Annotated in this window: 17 protein-coding genes; 11 read left to right on the plus strand and 6 right to left on the minus strand. The window is 60.5% G+C overall.

Annotated elements, in window-relative coordinates; all coding sequences use genetic code 11:
* Positions 1-31: 31 nt before the first annotated feature.
* The gene (locus FGK63_RS18130; protein WP_138844932.1) at positions 32-1,813 is read left to right on the plus strand and encodes a TRAP transporter permease; all 1,782 of its coding nucleotides are present in this window, start codon (positions 32-34) and stop codon (positions 1,811-1,813) included.
* A gap of 28 nt (positions 1,814-1,841) precedes the next feature.
* On the opposite strand, the gene FGK63_RS18135 is transcribed toward FGK63_RS18130, so the two are convergent.
* Positions 1,842-6,308, minus strand: coding sequence for a WD40 repeat domain-containing serine/threonine protein kinase (locus FGK63_RS18135; protein WP_138844935.1), 4,467 nt, complete (start codon positions 6,306-6,308; stop codon positions 1,842-1,844).
* Positions 6,309-6,315: 7 nt separating this feature from the next.
* A complete protein-coding gene (locus FGK63_RS18140) occupies positions 6,316-6,771 on the minus strand; it encodes a hypothetical protein (protein WP_138844937.1) in 456 nt (151 codons plus the stop codon).
* 130 nt (positions 6,772-6,901) lie between these two features.
* On the opposite strand from FGK63_RS18140, the gene FGK63_RS18145 reads away from it, so the two are divergent.
* From FGK63_RS18145 to FGK63_RS18165, 6 genes are all read left to right on the plus strand, one after another.
* The gene (locus FGK63_RS18145) at positions 6,902-7,783 is read left to right on the plus strand and encodes an FHA domain-containing protein (RefSeq protein WP_138844939.1); all 882 of its coding nucleotides are present in this window, start codon (positions 6,902-6,904) and stop codon (positions 7,781-7,783) included.
* Positions 7,784-8,036: 253 nt separating this feature from the next.
* Positions 8,037-10,094, plus strand: a complete 2,058-nt coding sequence (locus FGK63_RS18150) for a hypothetical protein (protein WP_138844941.1) — start codon at positions 8,037-8,039, stop codon at positions 10,092-10,094.
* Positions 10,095-10,178: 84 nt separating this feature from the next.
* Positions 10,179-10,487 carry a hypothetical protein gene (locus tag FGK63_RS18155; RefSeq protein ID WP_138844943.1) on the plus strand — a complete coding sequence of 103 codons (309 nt, stop codon included), beginning with the start codon at positions 10,179-10,181 and terminating at the stop codon, positions 10,485-10,487.
* A gap of 5 nt (positions 10,488-10,492) precedes the next feature.
* Entirely contained in the window at positions 10,493-11,575 is a 1,083-nt protein-coding gene (locus FGK63_RS21050; RefSeq protein WP_246044078.1) for a glycosyltransferase, read from the plus strand.
* Positions 11,576-13,131: 1,556 nt separating this feature from the next.
* Complete coding sequence (locus FGK63_RS21055; RefSeq protein ID WP_246044084.1) at positions 13,132-13,635, plus strand: glycosyltransferase; 504 nt, start codon at positions 13,132-13,134, stop codon at positions 13,633-13,635.
* Positions 13,620-14,066, plus strand: coding sequence for a hypothetical protein (locus tag FGK63_RS18165; RefSeq protein ID WP_138844947.1), 447 nt, complete (start codon positions 13,620-13,622; stop codon positions 14,064-14,066). Before FGK63_RS21055 ends, FGK63_RS18165 begins: the two co-directional genes overlap by 16 nt.
* Positions 14,067-14,203: 137 nt before the next feature.
* Here the strand turns inward: FGK63_RS18165 and FGK63_RS18170 are convergent, their stop codons facing one another.
* Entirely contained in the window at positions 14,204-16,708 is a 2,505-nt protein-coding gene (locus FGK63_RS18170; RefSeq protein ID WP_138844949.1) for a hypothetical protein, read from the minus strand.
* A 455-nt stretch (positions 16,709-17,163) separates the two neighbouring features.
* Entirely contained in the window at positions 17,164-18,195 is a 1,032-nt protein-coding gene (gene gap / locus FGK63_RS18175; RefSeq protein WP_138844951.1) for a type I glyceraldehyde-3-phosphate dehydrogenase, read from the minus strand.
* A gap of 177 nt (positions 18,196-18,372) precedes the next feature.
* Between gap and FGK63_RS18180 the strand changes: the two genes are divergently transcribed.
* From FGK63_RS18180 to FGK63_RS18195, 4 genes are all read left to right on the plus strand, one after another.
* Positions 18,373-19,389 carry a LacI family DNA-binding transcriptional regulator gene (locus FGK63_RS18180; RefSeq protein WP_138845111.1) on the plus strand — a complete coding sequence of 339 codons (1,017 nt, stop codon included), beginning with the start codon at positions 18,373-18,375 and terminating at the stop codon, positions 19,387-19,389.
* Between the two features lie 475 nt (positions 19,390-19,864).
* Complete coding sequence (locus FGK63_RS18185) at positions 19,865-20,758, plus strand: alpha/beta fold hydrolase (RefSeq protein ID WP_138844953.1); 894 nt, start codon at positions 19,865-19,867, stop codon at positions 20,756-20,758.
* A 45-nt stretch (positions 20,759-20,803) separates the two neighbouring features.
* Complete coding sequence (locus FGK63_RS18190) at positions 20,804-21,079, plus strand: cupin domain-containing protein (RefSeq protein ID WP_138844954.1); 276 nt, start codon at positions 20,804-20,806, stop codon at positions 21,077-21,079.
* Between the two features lie 199 nt (positions 21,080-21,278).
* Entirely contained in the window at positions 21,279-22,046 is a 768-nt protein-coding gene (locus tag FGK63_RS18195; protein ID WP_171052704.1) for a FadR/GntR family transcriptional regulator, read from the plus strand.
* A 47-nt stretch (positions 22,047-22,093) separates the two neighbouring features.
* Here the strand turns inward: FGK63_RS18195 and FGK63_RS18200 are convergent, their stop codons facing one another.
* Positions 22,094-22,984: an N-acyl homoserine lactonase family protein gene (locus tag FGK63_RS18200; protein WP_138844958.1), complete on the minus strand. Its 891-nt coding sequence runs from the start codon at positions 22,982-22,984 to the stop codon at positions 22,094-22,096.
* 1 nt (position 22,985) lies between these two features.
* The gene (locus FGK63_RS18205) at positions 22,986-24,089 is read right to left on the minus strand and encodes a tartrate dehydrogenase (protein WP_138844960.1); all 1,104 of its coding nucleotides are present in this window, start codon (positions 24,087-24,089) and stop codon (positions 22,986-22,988) included.

A 24,089-nucleotide genomic window follows, 5' to 3' on the forward strand; every position in this document is an offset into this window, starting at 1 on the left:
CCCGCCCATCAGCGGGCGGGGCGCTTTCCCCATGACTGAAATCTCCCTCCGTCCGCTCTGGGTCGCCCTGGGCTTGCTGACCATTGCAGCCCATCTGGGCCTTGTCTTCTATGGTCTGGTGCCGAACCTTGTCAGCCGCCCGCTGCACATGGCGCTGCTGTTGCCCTGGGTGTTTCTGTTGCCGGCCAATGGTCGGGTGCAGATCACCATTGGCCTCGCCTTGACTGTTGTCGGCGTGGCCTGCTGTCTGTGGATCGCGTTCAACCATCGCGCCCTGCGCGACCAATACGGTTTTCTTGAATCGCAGGCGCAGGTCTGGATGGCCGTGGCGCTTCTGGCGCTGACGATCGAGGGAGCGCGGCGGGCGATCGGCTGGCCGCTTCCGCTGGTGGCAGCGGCCATGCTCGCCTACGGGCTCTGGGGCCAACACTTGCCGGGTGAGTTCGGTCACTCCGGCACGCCGCTACGCAGCTTTCTCGGGACGTTGACCATCGCCGAAGGCGGGCTCTGGGGCAGCCTCACCGGTGTATCGGTCGGCGTGGTGGCGATCTTTGTCATCTTCGGCGCGACGCTGAACGCCGGCGAGGCCGGACGGGGTTTCATGAACGTGGCGGCGGCCGCCGCCGGACGCCTCAAGGGCGGCGCAGCGAAGGTCTCAGTGCTCAGTTCGGCGCTTTTCGGCTCGATCTCGGGCTCGGCCTCGGCCAATGTCGCCTCGACGGGCGCGGTGACCCTGCCGGCCATGACGCGGCTGGGCTATCCCAAGCGCCTGTCGGCAGCGGTCGAAGCGGTCGCATCCTCGGGCGGGCAGATCATGCCGCCCTTGATGGGCGCCGGCGCCTTCGTCATGGTCGAACTTACCGGCGTTCCCTATACCCAGATCATGCTGGCGGCGGTCTTGCCCGCGTTTCTCTATTTTCTCGCGGTCTGGGTTGGCATCAACGCCTGGGCTTCGCGACAGCCGCTGCCGGGCCTGCCCAAGGACCAGCGCCCTTCCCGCCGCGACGTGGCGGTCACATCGGCCTTCTTCCTGGTGCCGTTCACGGTGCTACTCTGGCTGATGTTCGTTTCTGGCTTTACGCCGCAATACGCGGCCTGCGTCGCCACCTTCACTGGCGCTGGACTTCTGTTCTTCGACGGGCAAAGGGGCTTCGACGCACGGCAAGGCACCCGCCGGCTCGCCGAGACCGCGCTTGGCGCCGGACGCCAGATCGCGATGATCGGTTCAATCATCCTTTGCGCGTCGATCATCATCGGCGTGCTCGGCATCACCGGGCTTGGAGTGAAACTCACTTCGGTGATCCTGTCCGGATCGGGCGGCCTGCTCTGGCCGTCGCTGCTTCTGACCGCCCTCGCCTGTCTGCTTCTCGGGATGGAAGTTCCGACCACCGCGGCCTATGTGATCTGCGTCTCCGTCGCCGGCCCGGCGCTGACGCAACTGGGTCTTTCGCCGCTGCTGGCGCATCTCTTCGTGTTCTGGTTCGCATTGCTCTCGACAATCACGCCTCCGGTCTGCGGAGCGGTGTTCATCGCAGCCGGCATGGTGGGCGAGAACTGGCTCAAGGTCGCGATAACCGCCATGGCGCTGGGGGTGGGCCTGTACGTGATTCCTCTGGGCATGGTGGCCAACCCGGCGCTGATAGGTCTGGCCGATGAACCCGCCACTGCGGCACTTGCCTTCGGGAAGATGGGTCTGGCGCTCACCGCGCTCAGTTGGGGCCTGATCGGCAAGGCAAGCCCCCTGTTGCGCACAATTCTGATAGCCGGGTCTTTGGCAGCCGTGTTCCTCGCCCCAGTGGCCATCACGGGTTGACCATTGTCTGTTACTTGACCGCAGAAACTTACCCGCCTTCAAAACCCTCACAGGCGTCTTGTGCGTCCATTGCCCCGAGGAATTGCGCACGCCTTTGGGGGCCCAGAACTTCTCCGCCGTGTTCGCAGGCGGAGCGCGTGCTCAGGACATCCCAAACACGCACGGCGCCGTCGTCTCCGGTACTCGCGAACTTTTGGCCATCCGGATGCAGTGCGAGGCGCCAGATCGGGCCTGCATGGGCGTCCGGAATGCGGCCCAAGGACTTACCATAGGTGATGTCCCAAAAATGCAGACCTCCGCGGCGGTCGGCTGCAACGACGCTGGCGCCGTCTCCGAGGATCAGGACATCGGTCGCGCCGCGGACGTGACCTGTGAATTCAGCGATGCGCTCGCCTTGGGGCAGCTTCCAGATCGACACGATCTCGTCGCTGTCTGCGACGGCAAGCAAGGTTCCGTCGGCGCTGAAGGACAGGGACCAGACGAGGTTACCGGACACCGCGAACGTCACTGGATCCGTTTCGCCGGCAAGCGACCAGAGATGAACCTGACCTGTGCTTGTCGAAACGGCAACCTGCGATCCGGCCCCGTTCATCGCCGCCCGCGTCACGCTGCCAATTCCGGGCTGGAAACGTCTGACGATCTGTCCGGTTTCCAAGTCGATCAGAACTGCCGCGCTTTCGGCTGCGGCCAGAAGTTCCGTTCCATCCGGCGCAAACGTCAACGACCAGATCGGCTCGCCAATCGCAGGCAGCCGGATCAGGTCTTCCTCCAGATCCGTGCCGGAAACGACAATGCGCCCGTTTCTGTCGGCGGTCGCGATACGGTCGCCACTGGGCGAGAGCGCGACCGCCCAGATCTGGTGATCATGCACAGGCATCACCGGAATGCCGGCCCCTTGCGTGGATGAAATCGCAACCGAACCTTCGGTGTCGCCAAAGACCAACTGTCCGGCGCCTAGCGCCACGCCTTTCGGCAGCGCACCCGCGGCACCATCAAAATCCTGCGAAAGAGGAACAGCCGGGGTCAGCGACCAGAACCGCACCTGTTGATCCGAACCCAGAGTTGCGCCGAACCCTTGATCAAACGACAGCGCAAGGTCCATGATCCTGCCGGTATGACCAGAGGGTGAACGGGCGACCAGTTCCTGTCCGTTCGCATCCCAGACAAGCAAGCGCCCTTCGAAGTCGCCCCCGACCAGTTGCCGGCCTTCGCCCAAAAAACCGACGGCGCCGATCATGTCTCCCGCCGGAAAGGCCCGTCCAAGCGGCGCTCCGGTCGCCGTTTCAATTATCGCCGAACTGCCATCGCTGCTGACGGTCGCAAGCAGTGACCCATCATGGCTGAAGGACAGGCCCCAGACATCGCTGGAATGCAGGGTCTTCTCCGGCGAAAACAATTCTTCGCCCGAAGGATAGCGCCACGCCCAGACCTCGCCGGATCCGTTTCCTGCGGCAAGCACATTGCCGTCCGGGCTGAAAGATACGCTCGTGAAATCGCCGGCCCGGGCCGCAATCGTTCGACCGCCCTCACCCGCTCCGGCGTCAAGCGGCCAAATCCAGACATGGCCGTCTTCGCCTACCGTTGCGACGACGGGGTCGCTCGGGTGGAACGCCAGACGCCATTGAACGTCACTCGTTTCTCCCAGCAAGCGCGGGGCGTCGGCGAAACCGCCGCTGATATCCCAGTAGACCAATCGCCCGCTGTCGCCCACGGCCGCAAAACCTTCGGTCTGCGTGGAAAACGCGACGTCCTGAACACCACCGACGCCTCCGTCCAGCGCCTCGCGCGATTGCCGCCGCGAAGTTGCATCGAGAATGCGGATCAGCCCGTCACGGCCGCCGGTCAGGACTGTGGCGGCATCCGGAGAAATGGCAATCGCAAGGGCATCTCCGGCGGGTACCGGCGCGCCGACCGGTGCGGGGTTGCCTGTGGCGAGGGCTTGACGCGCACGCAGCAGCGCGACGCGCGCATCATAGGTGGTGCGAGGGCTGCGCGACCGCGCGATCGATTGGGCCGCGAGGTTCAGCGCCAGCAAGGGGTCGTCGGTGGCGTACCCGGCCGCAGCCGCGCCCAGGGCACTTGCGAAACTGTCGTTGGCCATGACGGTCGCGGCATCCGCCAGCGCCGCGTTTTCCTGCGCTTGTCGGGACTGCCTGAAGGCGACGAAAGACGCACCGGTGGCGCTGACCGCCAGAACGGCGAGCGCGGTCACCGCCGCGATCTGCAGGCGGCGCCGCTTCGCCCGTCGCAAATCCGCCTCCTTCTGTGCGGCTTGCTGCGCCTCGGAACTGGCCTGAAGAAACTCCCGTTCCTTGGCGCCGGTCTTGTCTTTGTGGCCTTCGAACCACTCCAGAACGTACCCCAGGCGCGCGCCTCGCAACAAAAGCTCGGGGTCGCGCTCCGACTCGATCCAATCCTCGGCCATCTGGACGATGCGAAGGCGCAGTCGCAAATCGCTTCGGGACCGTTCGATCCACCGGTTCAGCCGCGGCCAAGACCGCAAAAGCGCCTCGTGGGAGATTTGAACGGTCTCATCGTCAACCGTCAGAAGCCGGGCCTCGGTCAGGCGTAGGATCACACGCTCCATGATCGGCGCATCGGCGTCTCCCTGAAACTCGGAACGATCGAGGATGCGGCGCGTATCCGAACCACCTTCGCCGGGCGTGACGAGGCTGAGAAGCAGGCGTTCGGCAACCCGTCGTTCCTCGTCGGAAAAGTCGTTGTCGAACACGGAATCCGCGGTCTGCCGGATCGCACCCGCTATGCCGCCGCTGCTGCGGTATCCCTCATAGGTCAACGTGGCGCCCAGGCGGCGCATCCACGTCTCGACCAGTGCATGCGACATGAGGGGCAACACCCCTGCGTCGTTGCCCGCTTCGGCCACGATCTCGTCGACAAGGTGCTGTTCGACGTAGATACCCGAAAGCCTTGCCGGTTCGACGATCGCCCGCCTCAAATCGGTGGCTGTCATCGGACCGACAAGAACCTGATTGCGGTTGACCGCCTCGGCCAGCCAGGGAATGGCGGCACAGTTCTGGTAGAAGTCCGTGCGGATCGTGATGACGACCCGAACCTTGCTGTCGGCAGGATCGGTAATCGCCGCAAGCGCATCGACGAAATCCTGCGCGACGCCTCGCTCGTTCAGCGTGAAAAGCTCTTCGAACTGGTCGATGGCCAGCAAGACCGGATCCGGACCCGCATCCCGCAGGACCTGCCGGGCGGTTGACGGCCTTGCGATAAATTCGTCCAAGTGGACCCTTGGGTTCTCCTGGTTGCCCCGCAACCGGAAGTACAATTCGGACAGCGCATCGCGCCCCGGCGTAAAAAGCTCGATCCGCCAGCCTTCGCTGCCCGGTATTCTGCCCTGCCGAAGCGACGACACCAGACCGGCCCGAACAAGCGAGCTTTTTCCGCTGCCCGAGGCGCCGCCGACCGCCAGCACCTTCTGCTTCTGGATGCGCCTGAGGATGTCGGCGACCAGTTCCTCCCGGCCAAAGAACCTGTCGGAATCCTCGGGCTGGAACGCGCTCAGCCCCCGGTAGGGGCAGTCGGTTCCGGGGGAAGGCAAGGATTGCCCATCATGCCACGCCGCGCCCGCATCGGGGATCTCGGAGGCGATGCGCGCCATCACGTCCTGCGCCGCGCTGCTCCATGCCTGTATGTCGTCGAACCGCTTTGCAGGGTCCGCCGCCATGCCCCGAAGGAAAAAGTCGCGCCATGGCTCTTCATGTCGCTCGATTTCGGCTTCGAGTGCCGAGGCATCGGGCGGACGCGCCCCGGTGATCGCAAACCAGAGCACCGCGGAGGCGGAATAGATGTCGGCAGCCGGGCTGACGCCCCCGTCTGCCTCGAATTGCTCGGGCGCCATGTAAGCCGGGGTTCCCCCCATCAGAAGCGAGGTCCGACTTCCATCCAGAAGGTCGCTCGCGATGCCCAGATCACCGATCATCACCCTTTCCGTGCCGAAACGTTCGGCCGCAGGTTTCGGCATCATCACCGTCATGTCTTCTGCGCCACCCGCTACTTGGGCCTGCGGCGCACCGATCGATTGGTACAGAATGTTGTCCGGCTTGATGTCCCTGTGGATGACATCGGCGCGATGAATGGCGGAAAGCCCCGACGTCAGTGCATCGACCAGTTGCAACAGGTCGTGCTGCGGCAATCCCGTTCCTTGGTCGCGCCGGGCCTCCAATTGGTCCTTGAGCGTTCCCAGGTCCGCGTAATCCATGACAAAGTACGGGCTTCCATCCGGAAGCCGCCCGACGTCATGCACACCGACGAGGCTGTAGGACTTGATCCGCCGTAGCAGGCGCGCTTCCTCGACAAAGCGTTGTTTCAGGAAATCGTTCTCGTCACCTTGCGACAGCAGGATCTTGATGGCGACCTCGGCGGCAAGCTCTTCGTCCCAAGCCAGTGCAACAACGGCAAATCCTCCGCGCGCAATTCTGCGGCGAACGACGTAGCGTCCGACATAGTCCGGCAGGTCCATCGACATTCCTGTCTCAGAAGTTTTCAGAAACGTCCAGGCAGGTGAATTCTTCCGGGTCTATGATGTCATGGTTCCGGTCCGCCGCAGAAACACAAAGCGATACGGCCTCACCACGTTGCGAAACGGAAGTGACGCCCGAAGTGATGTATGACGGGTAAGCATCCGTCGGGTGCCAATCACCTTGGGAAACGTTGTGAACAGTCTCGGCGTTGTTGCTGACCTGCTTTACGTCGTAAAGCTCGCCCCACCAGATATGGAAATGGTTCTTGGACATGTCCGGGACGAAATTCGAGCTCAATTCTACGGTCAGTTCGTCGCCGTCCCTCTGCACCGAGACGATCTCGATCATGCATCCGTCGACCGGACATGCGTTGGCGTCCTGTGCCATGGCCTGGCTTGCAAAGCTGCCACCCAACGCAAAGACCAGTGCCGGTAAAATTGAGCCTTGAATGACTTTTTCGTGTCGCATGGGTCTTCGGCCTCCCCCCTGCTTGGCAATTGCGTAGATCACAATTGTGTGCAAATTTAGCACATTAACGCTATTGTATCCAGCTTGTCGCGGATTTCGCTACAGCCTTGCAATTGGTGGAGAGTGTCGCATGCGAGTTGTCGGCGCGGCGCTGATCGCGGACATATCCAACAGCACACCACTCTATGAACAAGAGGGCACGCAACGCGCGTTTCGCGAAATCCAACTGCGCCTGGATGAAATGCGCGACATGGTGGAAAAGGCGGGCGGAACCTTCGTTCACTCCAAGGGGGACGACATACTCGCGTTCTTCCAGGACGCCGATGCTGCGGTCGAGGTTGCCCGAAACGCCACTGCCGTTCCACCCGAGAGCGTGCTGAACGTTCATGCCGGGATAAGCTGGGGCACCATGTTGCAGGTGCCCAATGACCTGTTCGGCAGTCCGGTCAACATGGCCGCGCGTCTGGCCGCGCTTGCCAAGCCGCGCGAAGTTCTTGTTGACGAAAATTGTTACGAAACGCTTGGCGAGGTGGTGCGCGGCACCCTACGCAAGGTGGATGTTCTGCATCTCAAGGGGGCGTCGGACAGCAAGGCCGTCTACTCGCACATTGCTGAAGATCTACTGGGAAGAACAGAGAATTTTATGAAAAAACTGGCTGTTAGCAGTCACCACACGGGAATACATCTGAAACACGAGGCGCAAACCGAGTTGTTGACCGAGGGCCACGAACTGGTTCTGGGCCGCGCCCCCGACTGTGACCTGGTCGTCCATGCCCCCTGGGTCTCGCGACGGCACGCCACGGTCTCGGTCGCGAACGGCATCGTCGAGTTTCGCGACCATAGCACCCTGGGAAGCTATTTGAGCCTGGCGCAAGCCCCCGAGTTCCAGATCCTGCGCGCCAGCGTGACGTTGATCGGGTCGGGCAGAATATCCTTGGGCGCGCCTCTGCTCAATGCGTCGGACGCGGTCGTCAGGTTTGAGGTCCAGGAAACGCAAGGGACCGGGTCATGAGTTCCGTGCTTCGGCAATGGGGCCTTCGCGGTCCAATAAGCCGGTCCTTTCTGCGTCGGGGAGCCAGGCCCGCCCGACAACGAAAACGGTCAGTTTCCGGCTTCACACTGGATCACCAGGTCAAGTCTGCTCACTTGTTTTGGCAGGGTCACCCTAATATCATCATAAGATACGAGTGAGTGGGACCGTAAACGAGTTGCCTGCGGCTCCGCAAATATAGCGCAAACCAAGGCGGCCCACCGGGGGGAAGGGCATGACTAAGGCTTCTGGCGCGAACCCGCGGCCCAAGGTTGCCGGCTCTGTCCGCAAAGAAGAGTCGGATCTGTTTGATTTTTGCCAATCGGAAGAATGGCAAGACGTGCTTGAAAAGGCGCGCATTCAGCGTGAAAAAAGCTTGGCGCAGCGTGCCGCGACCGCCAATGAACCCGGTGAAGCCAAACCAAAGCCCCCGCAGCCGGCCCAATCGACACCTCAAAAGACTTCGGAAGAGTCGCAGAACTGGCTGGACCGACTGGAACGGGCGCGACAGCAAAGGGAAGCGGTTCTTGCAAAGCCAGAGTCACAGTCCGCCAGTGGCGTTCGCGACTCGTCCGGAGCAGGTAAAGACCGCGTCGTCCGCCAAGAGAAAAAGCAGCCCGCAGGTAAAGCCGGAAAAACGGGGAAACCGGCACCACAAATTTCCAAGGCGAGCCGAAAGGGGCGCGCGCGCACTGAGCAGGACCAACCATCCAAGTTTCCCGCGCTGTCTCGGCTGAAAAAATCCGGTCGGCCATTGCGGGATCCCGTTCCCAGCCAAACGCGATATGATGGCGCAAAATCGAACGGACGGGACCCCCAAAAGCTGGAGAAAGGCGCGATAAGGGCGGCAACAGCTGCGGCGCTGAGCTTGCGAAGAAAAACGCGGCGCAGTCAGGAAAAGCAGGAACCGCAGTCTCGGTTGAGCATTCCGACCTTTGTCACTGGCTGCGCTGTTGGGTTGATCGCTTCGATGGTCGCGGTTTTTGTGTTTTCCGGCAATGACTTATGGAAGCAAACTGAAGGTATTCAAGGCGGCGGACAAACCGAACTTGCCGCAACGCCGCCGCAACAGGGCGCGCAAGATCCGCAACTGTCAACACGACAGCCTGCTTCGACGGATGAAACTCAAAGCGCGGCGGTACAGGAAGCCAGGCCGGTTGATGCTCCGCAACGGCCACCCCAAGACCAGCCCATCCCAAGCTCGGGCACAAGTTCGAACACGCTGGCCTCTCTGACGCCTACCCTGCCGGTGTCCCCAGAACTGACCGCGCAAAAAGAGCCCAGCATCCAGAAGCCGGTGGTAACCCCAATCCAGGCATCCGTGAAACCGCTGATCCCGACCGAGATCACGGCTGACGTTTCCGGCGTCGCGATACAGCGGTGGGTGGAGGCCGACGATTCAACCCACCCATTGAGAGCCGAGGTCCTTGGCGCAGAGATCATTCAGGGCGGAGAAACCGCCGCGCAGGCAGATCGAATATTGTGGCTGGCCAAGGAAGCCACAGCATTGCCGCAACTTCCCGACGTGACAGTTCAACTGGCCTCGCTGAATTCGGGCGACGAAAGCTTCCTGATCCTGGAACAGATGTCTGCGGACGTCGCTCTGGCACCCAAAGCCCGCGTCCTGACGGATGACAGTGATCGCCCCATCGCCGCAAGCATTTCGGCGCTGGAACAATCGGACTGGCAAGAGGTCGCGTTGTCCGTCGGCAGCGCCTGGAAAGGCCCGGTGGCGAAAGCTCCCGACACCTCCATCGAAACACCCAGGGCAGCTTACTTCTCCGTCGGTCCTCCGGTTCGCTCTGCGAGGTTGCGGCCCTTGCCCGAAAAACCGTTTGACCAGGCGACTCCTGTTGCCGCCATTCCCGTCCCTCATGGCGCTTCTGTGCAGGCAAAAGGCGCGGCGGTCATGCTTTTCGCGCCAAGCAGCCTTTCATCAGACACAGTTGAAGCCATCGCCAGAAAGCTTGAGCAGACGGGCCACGAATTGAACAAGACGGCACGGGTCGGTTTTGGCATCAGTCAATCCAATGTCCGGTATTACCACGAACAAGATGCTGCCCAGGCAGCGGCCCTGGCGAAAGACGCCGGCGCCACTTTGCGAGATTTCACCGGCGCGAAGACGAAGACACCAGCCGGTTTGATTGAGTTGTGGCTGGCGGGAGAAAGCGTCGGCGCTGCGCCGGCCAAGCCGAAACCCAAGAAAAGCCGAAGCACCTCTCGCTCGGCCAGCCCTGCCGTCAATCTACGAAACCAGGTTATCCAAAAGCTAAGGAGAACGACGAACCAGTGATTTTCCCAACCCGCTTCTGCCCCGGGAAAGGCAGACACAGAACCTTGAAAAGCAACACTTCAGTTAACGATCGGGTTGTTCCCAATGCCAGACAAAAGATTGGTCGCCGTAGTGACGGCGCTGTTGCTGATGATGACGTCGCATGGAGCGCGCGCCGATGCATCGCTTGAACAATTGCTCATCATCGATCAGCTTCTAACAAAAAACGACACCAAATCACTTTGGACCTATATTCATGAGAACCCGGAGCTTCTCAGGGGCGACGATGAATTGGCGCGCGAGTTGCGCAATTTTTATGACACTGCGGCAGTCGGTCGATTGCGTTTTGATTTTGAATCTCAGGTCTCCCGAGATGCCAGCAATTCCTCGTTTTCCGGATCAGTGATCTACTGAAATTTATGGGTGCACATCGAATTCTCGGACGTTCAGTTTCTACGAAGCTGGCCTATGTCATCGAGCCCCGGTTTTCAGGCGGCACATCCGCCGCGGTCGCCGCTGAGTTGCAGGCCGCCGCCGGGCTCGGCGAGGTTGTTGTACATGCAAGAACGTCCAGGATGTTCGGGGATAGCCGCCACGTCGCCCCTGTGTTGCGCCAGGTACTTAATGCGCTTCGCATTCCGCTGATCTGGGATGCTCCTGAAATCAGTGCCGATCTGGTCATCTTTCACAACCCTGCCTTCCTGAAGTTCCAGAACGCTCTGGATGCAAGAATTCTCGCCCGTAGCCTGGTTGTCGTCACGCACGAGAACTTCCTTCGACCCGGTGGGGACGAAGGATTCGATGTATCGGCCTGCCTGGGACAGATAGACGCGTCGACGCTTGCGTTGAGAAAATTCATTGCCCCAATCTCACCCTACAATCGGTCCACGGTAAACAACTGGTTGTCAGGGCACCGATTGGCCAGACATTGGATTGTTCTGGAGGACGATTGGTTCAATATTTGCAATACGGAAATCCGCACAACACGCGCTTCGCCGCAGGACCGGCGCGGCAGGCACTCCCGACCGGGATTCGAGAAGTTTCCCTCGCCTGAAGAACTTGACGACTGTTTTCCGGAACACGCGCTGGCGAACGTCATACTTGGCGCGGACGCTTTGTTGGACGCCGAAGTGATACGTCCGCATTGGAAAATGCTTCCCTTCGACGCGGTGAGTGTGGAAGAGTTTTTCGACATGATTGATTTTTTTGTCTATTTCACAACTCCGACGTGGCGTGAAAGTTTCGGTCGCGTCATTGCCGAAGCACTCGCCGCCGGCAAAGTGGTTCTGACGGATACCGATACAGGTCAGACATTTGGCGATGCCGTAATCACGTGCCGTCCGCCGGACGTGGACGATATCATTTCGGACCTCATCGCCCATCCGCGCCGGTATGTCGAGCAGGTCGCAAAAGCCAAGCCAATACTCGAACGCTATTCCGCGCAGAGTTTCAGGAAAAAGCTGACCGGTTTTCTCGCCACCGAAATTGCGGAGGCCCAATGATCTTACTCGAGGCCGGTTTGCGCAACGTGCGGTCCTTTGATGCTCAATTGATATTCGCCGAGCAGTTGAGGGCCCGCGGGTTCGATGCCTGCATCGGCGCCGAATACTTTCCCGAAGACGCGGGCCGCGGCAGAACCTATGAAGCCGCCAAACTTCTTGTGGACAAGGAAGATCTGGCCCCCAAAACCGTCTTTGTCCTTGGCGCCGAGGAAATCGGCGACCCGCTGCTAGCGTCGCTGCGGGAAAAGCAACTGGAAGCGGACGTACCGGTCATCGCAACAGGCCGCTTCACCGACAACCAAAGTTACGTTGGCGCAAAGGCGCGTCTGGCCTACGCGCTGGGACGCGAAGCCAAGGTTATCGATCTGACTGATACCCAACCTCGATCCATGATGCCCACAGCGATATGCCCGCTCGTCGCCGAGGTGAAACCGGTGGCGCGCCCGACGGTTGAAATACCCCGACTGACCATCGTTCTGGGCTCGATGGAACTGGACAATCCCGAGACGCTCCCATGCCTATCGCGAATGAGTTTCCAGGGTGAATACAGTCTCAAGATCGTCGTGAACGGATTGCAGAACGACGAGATCAAATCGTCATCTTTCAGAGACCTTCCCACCGTTCTGTACACCGACCTCTCTCCTCTCACGCTGGCAAGAGAAACGGACATCCTTGCGGTTTTCGGGCAAGGCATGGCCGGTGAACGCATGGCGGCGCTGGCGGTTGAACTGATGGCTGCAGGCGGTGTCGTGATCGACGGCACCGAGGATGAGGCTCTCTTGTCTTCCGGAGCGCCCGCTTTGCTTGGTCCGAAAACTCCGTTTTCGCTGGATGGCTATCTGACCGGGAAAGTGCTTGGGAACATTGCTCATATCTCGGATCAGGTTTCACGGTCTCCCTGGTTGCGAACGATAGACATCACCCGGTTGGAAACAGCGGCTGACCTCAAGCCCGGAAACCTTCGGGCGGCCCGGAAAACGCGCACCACCTTGTTCGTGCCAACAAATGGCGTGGGCTTGGGCCACGCACAGCGCTGTACTGTGATCGCCAATGAGATGCCGGCGCGTACAACACCGGTTTTCGCTGCGTTTCCCAGCTGCGTACCACTGGTGCGCCGTCGCGGCTTTGACTGCATTCCGCTCGTCGCGCGTACGGACGAAAAGGACACACCCAATGCCAACGACCTGCTGACTTATCGCCGCCTGAGCAGCGCATTGCAGCCGGGAGACCGGTTGGTGTTCGACGGCGGCTTTGTATTCGATTCAATCTATCGCGTGATCCTCGAGCGACGGTTATCGGCGGCCTGGATCCGTCGCGGGTTGTGGCCCGGGGGCCGGCCAAGCCAAGGAATGCTGGATCGTGAAGGTGTTTTCGATCGGGTCATCGTTCCTTCCGAAGCGTTTCAGGAGCTGAATGACGCCTACAGCTACGGCGATCATGTCCGCTACGTCGGCCCGATCGTCCGCCAAGTGGTTCTGTCACCCGAAGACCGCGACCACCTGCGAGACCGGTTGGCCGAGCGGTTCGGAAATGAATTCCGCCAGTTGGTCGTAAGCATGTTGGGCGGAGGCGTCGCGTCCGACAGAACTGCGCAACTGCAGGCCATATCCGGAAACCTGGCCGAGCGACCGGACTGCTTGCACCTGATCGTCACTTGGCCCGGAAGCACGATCCAGCCGTCGTTCTTCGGTTGGCGGAACACGCGTGTCGTTCAGACCTTCGAAGCCACGGCGCTTTGCCTGGCCGCGGACCTGGTGATCTCGGCAGCCGGGTACAACTCGGTTCACGAGATCCTGTATCACGGTATTCCTGCGATCTTCATTCCCCAATCGGCGCCATACCTGGACGATCAGGAACGCCGCGCCACAGCTTTGTCCGACCGGGGGTTGTGCGCGACGATCACGGATACTGAACTCATGAAGCTGGAACGGACATTGCGGGATTGCCTGGATGGTGATGAGTTGGAGCATTTCCGAGCGGCCCTTGCCGAAATCGAATTGCCCGAAACCGGGACAATGGCCGCCGCCCGCATTCTAGCCGAGGATTGGAAGAAGCGATGACCGAGAATTCGTGGATCGACATACTGAACAGGATTTCGGAGGAGCGCCCTGCCCATCTGGACGATTTGGTTCTCAGCGATGTGGCGTCGCCGCCGCTTGGCAAGGTGCTGATGCCCCAAATGGATTTGCCATGCTCCCGCGCGCTCTGGGAGGGCGAAGTTGGAGCTCCCACTTACATCGGCATCAGGATTCTTGAAGCTCCGGAAACTCCGACCAAGGTGGCGAGACGTCTGGCCGCCGCCGCAATCGAACGCGGCGTTGTGCCCGTCATTCTCAGCCGGATCGATTTGAGCGGGTTCGAGCAGTTTGGCTTTCGCGTCGAACGCATTCCCGAGGATCACGAGGCAGCGCAGAACGCCGAGGAAGAGATCGGAAAATTCTGGAACCTCGCGATCATCATCGACGGTACGGAGGTTGGTCTTTTGAAATAGGCGGGCAGCGAGCCATTGGCGAACGTTGGATAGCCGCCAACACACGGACACCGATCTTGAGGTGCATACTGCCCTGGTGATGCGGCGAGTTTTCTGCACGGCTTTGAAGCCAGTGTTCCTGCCGCCTTTACAAACACCTACCCGGGCATTCCAGCCCGCCGAAGGTCCTCAGAGAGTATTCGCAAGTAGTTTTGGTCAATCCCGCGCCAGCAATCCAGTATGCGGGTAAGAGTGACATCCGGCCTGTCTTCCAGCAGTTCCCGAATGACTTGCTGGGCCTCTGCAGCAAGTTCCTGTTGCGAAAGCGTCGCGGCAAGCACCACAAGCCCAACGGGGCCAAGGCTCTGGTCGTGATAAACCGATCTAACCAGGTCCGCAGCCTTATCATCGCCCAGCATGTAGAGGCAAAGAGCCTTGCCGCATTTCTTGAATCCGAGGTACGGGCCCTTGGGGCTGAGTCGAATTGAGGTGTCGACAATCGGAACGGCGTCTTCCGCATGGCCATTCCACAAGTGCGCGGCGGCAAGGCAAAGGTGAGCAACCGTGGAACTCGGGTTCAGAGCAACCGCAAGTTCCGCCTGGCTGATCGCCCTACGTCGCTTTCCCTGAAACATGAACACCCGGCTGAGCGCGACCTTGGCCAGGCTGTTTCTGTCATCCAACGAAACGGCGAGTCTCGCATGGTGATGGGCGCGTTCCAGAGAGGCGTCCGGATCGTCCGTCTCGAAGAACATGATGTCTCGGCAATCGAACAGGGACAACAGCACGTGAGCCTCCGCGAACAGCGGGACTTCCTCGACCAGATGACGCAGCGTTTTCTGTGCCATCTGCTTGTTTTCGCCGGAAAATTTGTAATAGTGCCAAATCGCGTGCTGGAACTTGTGCCAGATGCCGAGGTTTTCGTCGGCGTACCGGGCGCGTTCGCGTTCTGCCACCTTCAGCTTTGAATCGATGTTTGTGGCGATCGCCTGCGCGATCTCCTCCTGAAGGTCGAAAATATCGTCCGCGTCCCTGTCATACCGTTCAGCCCAGATGTGGTGGCTTGTCCCCGCATCGATAAGCTGGACCGAAATTCGAACTCGGGAACCCGCCCGCCGCACGCTGCCTTCGACCACATAATCCACCCCCAGTTCGCGCTTGATCTGTTTGACGCTCACGGATTGGCCTTTGTAGGTGAACGACGATCCGCGCGAAATCACCATGAGCCAATCAATGCTCGACAGATATGTGATCAATTCCTGCGAAAAGCCGTCGGAAAAATACTCATGGTCCGGATCACCACTCATGTTTTCAAAGGCGAGCACGGCGACGGATGGCCGGCCTGCAGGCAATGTCGCCGGGGCTTCACGCCCACCGCTCCCTTCCGGCCCAACGACGGCGTTTGGTCCCGTGCTCGCGGCAGGATTGCCCGTCGAACCTGCGCTTTCCAAATCTTCGCCAAGCACAAACAACGGACCGTGCTTGGGCCACCGGCTGCCTGTCAGCTTCATGAAGTCCTTCAGGTTTGCCGCGGCGTAGAGGAATGCCATGCGACGGGATTTGCCGGAAATCGGTTTGTTGGCAAAGTTGAGGCCGACCGCGACGCGCGCAAGCATGGACTGGGCTTCCATATAGGAAAGCCGGCTCGATTGATTGCGGTCCACCCATAGCATCAGATTGCTGCGCAGGCATTCGATCACTTGAACCAGGCCCAGATCATCGCCCCTCAGCGCGGATTCCGTCAAAGGATTGTCGAAAGAGGACAACCGACCAAGCAACGCGTCCCAGTTCCCTGAATCCGCCTTTTCGCGCATCAGAAGAAGGTGACTGAGTTCAAAATAGGCATGATCGTAAAACAGGAACTGATTGTCTTGGTACAGGGCAAGATCAATCAGGTGGTATGTCAGCCCGCCCGCATCTGATCCGCTGACAAGCACGTTATAGCCATGCAGATCGCCGTGTACGTTTCCAGTCACGGCGCGCAACTTTTGATTTGCGGCAAAGTCTGAGCCGCTGTTGGTCAAAGCCAGCGGGTTGGGATACCACCTGCCCTCGAATATGAAGCTGCTTTCGTCAACCGGAATCCCACACTCCTCCTGCACAAAATCGACAAGCCGTCCCTTTTTCGGGTCGAGCCTGTAGCCAAGCCAGCTGTCCAAAAGGTCCATGACGGAAACCAACCCGGCCGAAAGCCCGCACTCAGCATTCCAGTCGTTGAGCAGGCCGGTTGACAACAGCCTTGCCGCCTCAACTTGGGTGTCATGCGAACATTCCGCCCACGGCTTGGCATATTCCAGGCCGCGCCCGGCAATCGACGAGAGTATCGCGATCCTGTCGCCCTGAGCGCCGGTTTTCAAAATCCTAGGTAGGTGGCTTTTGGCAAATTCTGGCGCCGCTTCGAAAGCCGTTTCGTGCCGCTCCGCTTCGGACATTTCGTCCCACTCCGGATCCGGCGCACGATCGAACTTCAGGATCGCCTGACCGCTGAAATCATCGCAATGAATGTCCGCCGCGTAAACTTCGGCCCCGGATTTGCCGCTCAACTTGTGATGCAGGTAGATTTCTTCGTCAAAACGCCATTGTTCCTGCAGCACCGGGCGAAGATCCAGATAACCGTCCGGCCAGGGTAATCCAACATGCGATATTTGGCTTTGCGTGATCATCGTTGAAATAGCGGCGCCTTCCTCGCTCGCTCGCTTCTTCCTTTGGGAATTCTAGCGTATTTGCCAACACTTCGGCTATCCCCCGGGCAGTTTCTAACTGACAATTCCGAACCGGTGTCCAAAACGGCGGGATCGCTGGCCAGAGTTTCGCGCACTTGCTGTTCTAAGAAGCGAGACGGCAGAACTACCATTCTTGGAGTTGAATGTGTAAAACAAGCAGCATTCTGAAAGAGCCCAAAAGGGGCTGCTATCAACTGTGGTTTCGCGTCAACCGGCGCCCGGCACTAGTTCAGCGCCGTTTTTCCGGACAAATCCACTGCGCGCTCACAGGAAGCCGTCCCACGACAGAAGCGTGGGACAGGCTTGGCTGATTTTCTCTGCGGCTATTTCCGCGGACGTGCCGAATTGGACAAGGTCAATTGCTGCCTACCGGGACGACGCGCCAGACCATCGGCTCAGCTCGCCAGTTTCAAGTGGCCAGAGGCGTTCAGCAGCGCGCCAATCCGGCGGCCGGTGTCGATCATGCGGTTGGAGAAGCCCCATTCGTTGTCGTACCAGCTGACCACGCGCACCAGGCCGCCCTCGGTGACGGATGTCTGCGCCGATGCGAAGCAGGACGAATGCGGATCGTGGTTGAAGTCGATCGACACCAGCGGGTCCTCTTCATAGGACAGAACGCCCGCAAGCTCGCCCCTGGCGGCCTCGGCGATCGCGGCGTTGATCTCGTCGCGCGTTGCCGGGCGTTCCGGCATGAAGCTGAGATCCACCAGCGACACGTTGGGCGTGGGCACCCGCACGGCCGATCCTTCCAGCCTACCCTTGAGCTGCGGCAGAACCTCGGAAATCGCGCGCGCGGCACCGGTCGAGGTAGGCACCATCGACATCGACGCCGCCCGGGCGCGGTAGAGGTCGCGGTGGTTGGTGTCGTGGCTGGGCTGATCGCCGGTGAAGGCGTGGATCGTGGTCATGTAGCCGGTCTTGATGCCGAAGGTCCGGTCCAGAACCATCGCCACCGGCGCCAGGCAGTTGGTGGTGCAGGAGGCGTTTGAGACGATCACGTCCCCGGCGGTCAGGTCCAGGTGGTTCACGCCGTAGACGACGGTCCGGTCCACATCGGTGCCTGGGGCCGAAATCAGCACGCGCTTGGAGCCGTTCTTCAGATGCAGCGCCGCCTGCTCGCGCGTGGTGAAGAGGCCGGTGCATTCATAGGCGACATCGACATCGCCCCAAGGCAGATCCTCGGGATTGCGGATCGCGGTGAGGCGGATCCTGCGGTTGCCGACGATCAGCATATCCCCATCCACTTGCACCGGTTCGCGCAGGCGGCCGTGAACGCTGTCGTATTTCAGCAGATGGGCGATGTTCTTCGGCGGCGCCAGATCGTTGATCGCGACGACCGCGATGTCTTCCGTGCCCTGTTCGATCAGGGCGCGCAGCACCCCCCGGCCAATCCGCCCAAAGCCGTTGATGGCAATCTTGATCGTCATGTCTTGTCCTCCGATGGATCGTTGCGGATCCGAATTGCTGTGAGATGTTTAACAGCCGTTATCGCTACCGTTATCGCTATCATTCACAGTAAACAGTGAAAATCAACGGAAATCTGGACCCGCGCGGAAACCAGAATGGGACTTGCGGATCTGACCGATCTGCCCAAACATCGGCACATGAAAAAAAGGACGGTTCTAAGGGATGTTGCGCAGCTTGCCGGGGTCAGCGAGATGACCGCCAGCCGGGCCCTGCGCGACGCTCCGGACGTGTCCGAAGCCACGCGGGAGAAGGTCCGCGAGATTGCCGAACGCCTCGGCTATGTCCCGAATCGCATCGCCGGCGCGCTGTCTTCGCGCAGCTCCAACCTGGTCGGTGTGGTGGTGCCGTCGCTGTCGAGCTTCGTCTTCCCCGAGGTGCTTGCGGGCATTTCGCAGGGTTTGAAGGACAGTCCGCTGAAACCGGTGGTCAGCGTCACCGGCTATGATCTGGACGAAGAGGAAGGCGTCATCCGCGAGTTGCTTAGCTGGCGGCCATCGGGGCTGATCGTCGCCGGGCTGGAACACACGGACGCGGCAAGGGCGATGCTGGGATCGGCCGGTTGTCCCGTTGTGGAAATCATGGACACCGACGGCGAACCGGTAGAGCATTGCGTCGGCATTTCGCATCTCGATGCCGGGCGGGAAATGGCCGAAACCCTGCTGGGCTGCGGCTATCGCAAAATCGGGTTCATCGGCACCAAGATGGCCCGGGATTTCCGGGCGCAGAAGCGGCTTTCGGGGTTCGTCGAGCGCCTGAAGCAATCCGGGCACGCACTGGCCGACCAGGAACTGTACGACGGGCAGTCCTCGATCGAAACCGGGCGGGACCTGACGGCACGGATGCTCGAGCGGTCAAGGGGGCTCGACTGCATCTATTATTCCAGCGACGTGATGTCCGTGGGTGGCTACATGCATTGTCTGGCCAGCGGGCTCGAGGTGCCACGGGACATCGCGCTGGCCGGGTTCAACGACCTGCAGATCCTGCGCGGGCTGCCGCTGGAGCTTGCGACGACCGATGCCCACCGTTTCGAGATCGGCGAGGCGGCCGCCGAAATCGTCCTGACAAGGCAGCGGCAGCGCGGTGACGCCGAGCCCGTCCGCAAGCTGTTGCATCCGACCGTGTCGAAGGGGAATTCGCTGGCGCCGAAGACGTGAGCGCCGGTAGGGGGGCAAAACCATCCCAGTTGGCGGATCACTTTCAGGGGGCTACTTCAAGAGGTAGTGTGTCTCTCCATTGATTTTCACGAACATCACATCGAGATGCTACCGCCAGCGACGTGTCCTCATCCCAGAGAACCGGCGTTTCCTGAGTTTGGCAGCAAACGTCGGTCCGGACGGGGGCCACAAGAATCGAACGGCGTCGTGGCTCACGTCGATACCCCGTTCGTGCAATTGTTCCTCGAGTTTTCGCGAGGCGAGCAGAAATCGGAAGCACAGGATCACCGACGGGCGGATGATTTCGGGGTTGGTCGTGCGACAACGAAACGGCGATCGTTTGGTCATGGCTCGACGCCGCGAAACCGTCCTGCACGTCACCGGTCAGTTTCATTTGACCATGCCAGTGAAAAAACCGCTTGGCGCTTCGCCAAAAGGCATGGTCAATGCAATACGCCCCATTGGAGCAAGCGCAATGAACCCCAAGACCGTGAATGCCGGAGCTATGGAAATCGCCTATCTGGAGTTCGGATCCGCCGATGGCTGGCCGTGCATTCTCGGCCATGGCTTTCCATATGACGTTCACAGCTATTCCGAAACCGCGACGTTCCTTGCGGATGCCGGGGCCCGGGTGATCGTCCCGTGGCTCCGCGGATACGGTCCCACGCGGTTTCTTGACGACAAGACCCCCAGATCGGGCGAGCAGGCGGCTCTGGCGGCCGACCTCCTCGCCATGATGGATGCGCTCGGGATCGATAAGGCGGTGCTCGGCGGCTATGACTGGGGCGGGCGGGCTGCTTGCATCGTCTCGGCGCTCTGGCCCGCACGGGTCGTCGCGCTGGTGTCGGGTAATTCCTACAATATCCAGGACATCGCCCGCTCCGGTGACCCCATTGCACCCGAGCACGAGGCCATGCTCTGGTATCAGTACTATTTCCACAGCGAGCGGGGGCGCCGTGGCCTGGCCCGGAACAGGCAAGCGCTTGCGCGAACGCTATGGCGGATGTGGTCACCGCTTTGGCAATTCGACGAGGAGACCTTCGAACAAAGCGCCGCGTCTTTCGACAACGACGATTTCGTCGACGTGGTGATCCATTCCTATCGTCACCGCTACGGGCTCGTGCCCGGGGATCCAGCCTATGCGCATATCGAAACGCAACTGGTGGCGCAGCCGCCGATCACGGTCCCGACCATCTCGGTCGACGGTGACGCGGATGGCGTGAACCCGGGTACTTCCCACCACACCCAACAATTCACCGGTCCGCACGAACACAGGGTTTTCAACGGCGCGGGTCACAACCTGCCGCAGGAGCGGCCCGTCGAATGGGCCAATGCCGTGGTTGACGCTCGGAAAATGGCCGTCGGGTGAAGTTGGGCGGTTGAAACGGGACTTTGAACATTCGAGAGGATCACAATGGACGAGACAGAATTCGCGAAAACCCTGCGCGCACAAGGATATGACGTTCTGACGAGGGATGTGGAACCTGAGCTTGCACTGGATGAACACGACCATGCGTGGGATGTGAAGGGCCTTGTGCTGAGCGGCGCCTTCAACATCACGGCGGAGGGCCGCAGCCGGACCTACGAAACCGGCCAGTCCTTCGAGCTGGCCGCGGGCGTTCCCCATACGGTGTCGGCCGGATCGCAGGGCGCCCGCCTGTTGCTGGGGCGGCGCAATCGGGTAGAGTGATCGCTGCAGGACCGGTGTCCGCTTGCCGCCGGGGGAATGGGGTCAGCTCGGCTCAATTCCCATCAATGCGCCCCTAAACAAGGTAGGCGGCACACTAATTGCAGACCATATGGATCGGCTGAGTATCTGGTTGCTCATCCACGTCGAAGTGGTAAATTGTAATTCAAAGTTACAAGTTTTCCGCTGAATGGAGCCGATGATGGCCAACGGACGCACATCTGCGAAAGAGGCAATCGGGTATCTGAGGGATCGGAGTTCCTCTCCGCTGAACCGCACCAGCTATGCCGATCAGGCCTATGCCTACCTTTTTCATCAGATCACAAGCGGCGTTTATGCCGAAGGCGAGGCGCTGCCGTCCGAGAACGAGTTGTGCGCCCTTTTCGGCATTTCCCGTCCGGTGATCCGCAAGGCGCTCGAAAAACTGCGCGAGGACGATCTGATCGAGTCGCGCCGAGGCGCAGGGTCTTTCGTAAAACGCCGCCGAAAGGTGGCCAAGAACGACGAGGTCACTGCGGGGCGGTTGCGCGAATTGCTCATGAACCTTGAATTTCGGAAAGTTGTCGAACCGGAATGCGCCTATTTCGCCGCACAGCGCCGAACCGACGCCGATCTCGAAATCATCAAGGCCGCCGTTGATGAGTTCCATGAATATTGCGTGAAGCAAGGCAGGGTCGGTCGCCATCTGGACTTCAAGTTCCACCATGCAGTGGCGGTGGCTAGCGGCAACCACCGGTTCGTGGAGGCGATCTCGGCCGTCGAGTATGACGTCGACAACGCTGTCAACCTGGCGCGGTACTTGGTGCGGTATGACCACTTCGAACGCTCAAAGATGGTCTGGAGAGAGCATCTGGGGATGTATCAGGCGATCGAACGCCAGGATGCGGAAGAGGCCCGCATGTTGATGGCCGATCACCTGGAACAGGCGCGGATCAGGATGATGCATCCCGAGGCGTCCCTGAAGAAATAGAAACTTTGACCTTCAACCGCCCGCCGGTCATGGCGCATGAATTGTGGTCAAACCTTCTGAGTTTTCGCCAATCCCGCACCTTCTCGGTCCGGCATTTGACGTCTGGTCCTCTGGACCGGTTCGGCGTCCAGCCGAACGATCCCTGGCAAGTGCGCGCCCAGGCTTTCCGGATAGCGGCGCAAGACGTCCGGATCGTGGCCGGGCACGATATGCGCCTGTGACGGAGCGAGGCGGCGTATCAGATCGAACCCGTCAAGCATGTCCGCCACGCTATCGACCAGCGGGAAAGGCGCGTCGGTTTCGATGTTCGCAAAATAATGTACCGCATCCGAGGCAAGGACCACCCTGCCCCGCCGCGTGTTGACGGTGACGATCTGCAAGCCGCGGGAATGTCCGCCAACCATATGCACCTGTACGCCCGGTGCGATCTCCGCGGTGCCGTCGTGGAACCGGACACGGCCTGTATAGACACGACGCAGCAGCGACGCGACATCTTCGACCGAATAGGGCCGCCGCAACGCCTCGCGGCACATGCAGGGACCGGTGCAATAGGCCATCTCGCGAGTCTGCACGTGGAACCGCGCCTCCGGAAACAGACCGAGGTTGCCCGCGTGGTCCCAATGAAGATGCGTCAGGATGACGTCTTTCAAACGATCCGGAGCAATGCCCAATGCGCGAAGCCCGTCCTCGACCGGCAGAACCAATTCGCGCGACCGTGTCGCGGCTTGCGCGCGGTCAAATCCGGTATCGACGGCAATCGCCCGGTCACCATGGCGAAGCACCCAGACGAAAAAGCTCATCGGCATGGGCGCATCGTGCCGGTCAAATCCTTCAGGCAGCGGCGCGGTGAAATTCTCGTAGACCAAACGTCCAGAGTGGCGGCCATATTCGATCGCGTGGATTTCCCATTCCGGCGTCCCGTCCGCGATATGCGCCATTTCAGGTCAGCTCCGGCACCGCTGCAGCTTCGAGTACCCCCGCAATCGCCTTGCCGCAGGTCTCCGTGTCAGCCTCGCCGCCCAGATCGCGGGTTCGGAAGGCTGGTTGTGCGAGCACGTCCTCGATGGCCCGAACGATGGCGGCGCCGGCCTCGGGATAACCAAGGTGTTCCAGCATCATCGCGCCGGCCCAGATCTGCCCGACCGGATTTGCGATACCCTGGCCTGCGATGTCTGGCGCAGAGCCATGCACCGGTTCGAACAGCGACGGGAATTCGCCGGTGGGGTTGATGTTGCCTGAAGGCGCAATACCGATGGTGCCCGTGCAGGCAGGGCCCAGATCCGACAGAATATCGCCGAACAGGTTCGAGGCCACGACGACATTGAACCGCTGCGGGTTCAGCACGAAATGCGCTGTCAGGATGTCGATGTGGTACTTGTCCCAAGCAACTTCCGGATAGCTTTTCGAGACTTCCTCTACCCGCTCGTCCCAGTACGGCATGGTGATGGCGATGCCGTTGGATTTAGTGGCAGACGTAAGGTGCTTGCGTTTTGTCCGATTGGCGAAATCGAAGGCAAAGTGCAGAATCCTGTCGACACCGACACGTGTCATGACTGTTTCCTGCATGACGATCTCGCGCTCGGTGCCGGCGAACATCCGGCCGCCAACCGAAGAATACTCGCCCTCGGTATTCTCGCGCACCACGTAAAAATCGATTTCCCCCGGCTTGCGCCCTGCCAATGGCGAAGGCACTCCGGGCATCAGCTTGACGGGGCGGAGGTTGACATATTGATCGAACTCTCGCCGGAACAGCAGCAGCGATCCCCAGAGGGACACATGGTCGGCGATCTTTTCAGGCCAGCCCACCGCGCCGAAATAGATCGCGTCGTGGCCTCCGATCTGTTCTTTCCAATCGGACGGCAGCATGGTGCCGTGCTTTTCGAAATAGTCCCAGGACGAGAAATCGAACATGTCGAACGTGATGTCGATGGAGAACCGCTTTGCCGCGGCGCGAAGAACGCGCAGCCCCTCGGGCACGACTTCCTGTCCGATCCCGTCACCGGGGATCACCGCAATCCTGAGTCCGTTCTTGCGACCAGTCAT

The organism is Ruegeria sediminis, assembly GCF_005938215.1.
Lineage (GTDB): Bacteria > Pseudomonadota > Alphaproteobacteria > Rhodobacterales > Rhodobacteraceae > Ruegeria > Ruegeria sediminis.

Coding starts and splice junctions, on each gene's coding strand:
- FGK63_RS18130 (WP_138844932.1), top strand. CDS start 32: ATGACTGAAATCTCCCTCCGTCCGCTCTGGGTCGCCCTGGGCTTGCTG.
- FGK63_RS18135 (WP_138844935.1), bottom strand. CDS start 6,308: ATGTCGATGGACCTGCCGGACTATGTCGGACGCTACGTCGTTCGCCGC.
- FGK63_RS18140 (WP_138844937.1), bottom strand. CDS start 6,771: ATGCGACACGAAAAAGTCATTCAAGGCTCAATTTTACCGGCACTGGTC.
- FGK63_RS18145 (WP_138844939.1), top strand. CDS start 6,902: ATGCGAGTTGTCGGCGCGGCGCTGATCGCGGACATATCCAACAGCACA.
- FGK63_RS18150 (WP_138844941.1), top strand. CDS start 8,037: ATGACTAAGGCTTCTGGCGCGAACCCGCGGCCCAAGGTTGCCGGCTCT.
- FGK63_RS18155 (WP_138844943.1), top strand. CDS start 10,179: ATGCCAGACAAAAGATTGGTCGCCGTAGTGACGGCGCTGTTGCTGATG.
- FGK63_RS21050 (WP_246044078.1), top strand. CDS start 10,493: ATGGGTGCACATCGAATTCTCGGACGTTCAGTTTCTACGAAGCTGGCC.
- FGK63_RS21055 (WP_246044084.1), top strand. CDS start 13,132: ATGTTGGGCGGAGGCGTCGCGTCCGACAGAACTGCGCAACTGCAGGCC.
- FGK63_RS18170 (WP_138844949.1), bottom strand. CDS start 16,708: ATGATCACGCAAAGCCAAATATCGCATGTTGGATTACCCTGGCCGGAC.
- gap (WP_138844951.1), bottom strand. CDS start 18,195: ATGACGATCAAGATTGCCATCAACGGCTTTGGGCGGATTGGCCGGGGG.
- FGK63_RS18180 (WP_138845111.1), top strand. CDS start 18,373: ATGAAAAAAAGGACGGTTCTAAGGGATGTTGCGCAGCTTGCCGGGGTC.
- FGK63_RS18185 (WP_138844953.1), top strand. CDS start 19,865: ATGAACCCCAAGACCGTGAATGCCGGAGCTATGGAAATCGCCTATCTG.
- FGK63_RS18190 (WP_138844954.1), top strand. CDS start 20,804: ATGGACGAGACAGAATTCGCGAAAACCCTGCGCGCACAAGGATATGAC.
- FGK63_RS18195 (WP_171052704.1), top strand. CDS start 21,279: ATGGCCAACGGACGCACATCTGCGAAAGAGGCAATCGGGTATCTGAGG.
- FGK63_RS18200 (WP_138844958.1), bottom strand. CDS start 22,984: ATGGCGCATATCGCGGACGGGACGCCGGAATGGGAAATCCACGCGATC.
- FGK63_RS18205 (WP_138844960.1), bottom strand. CDS start 24,089: ATGACTGGTCGCAAGAACGGACTCAGGATTGCGGTGATCCCCGGTGAC.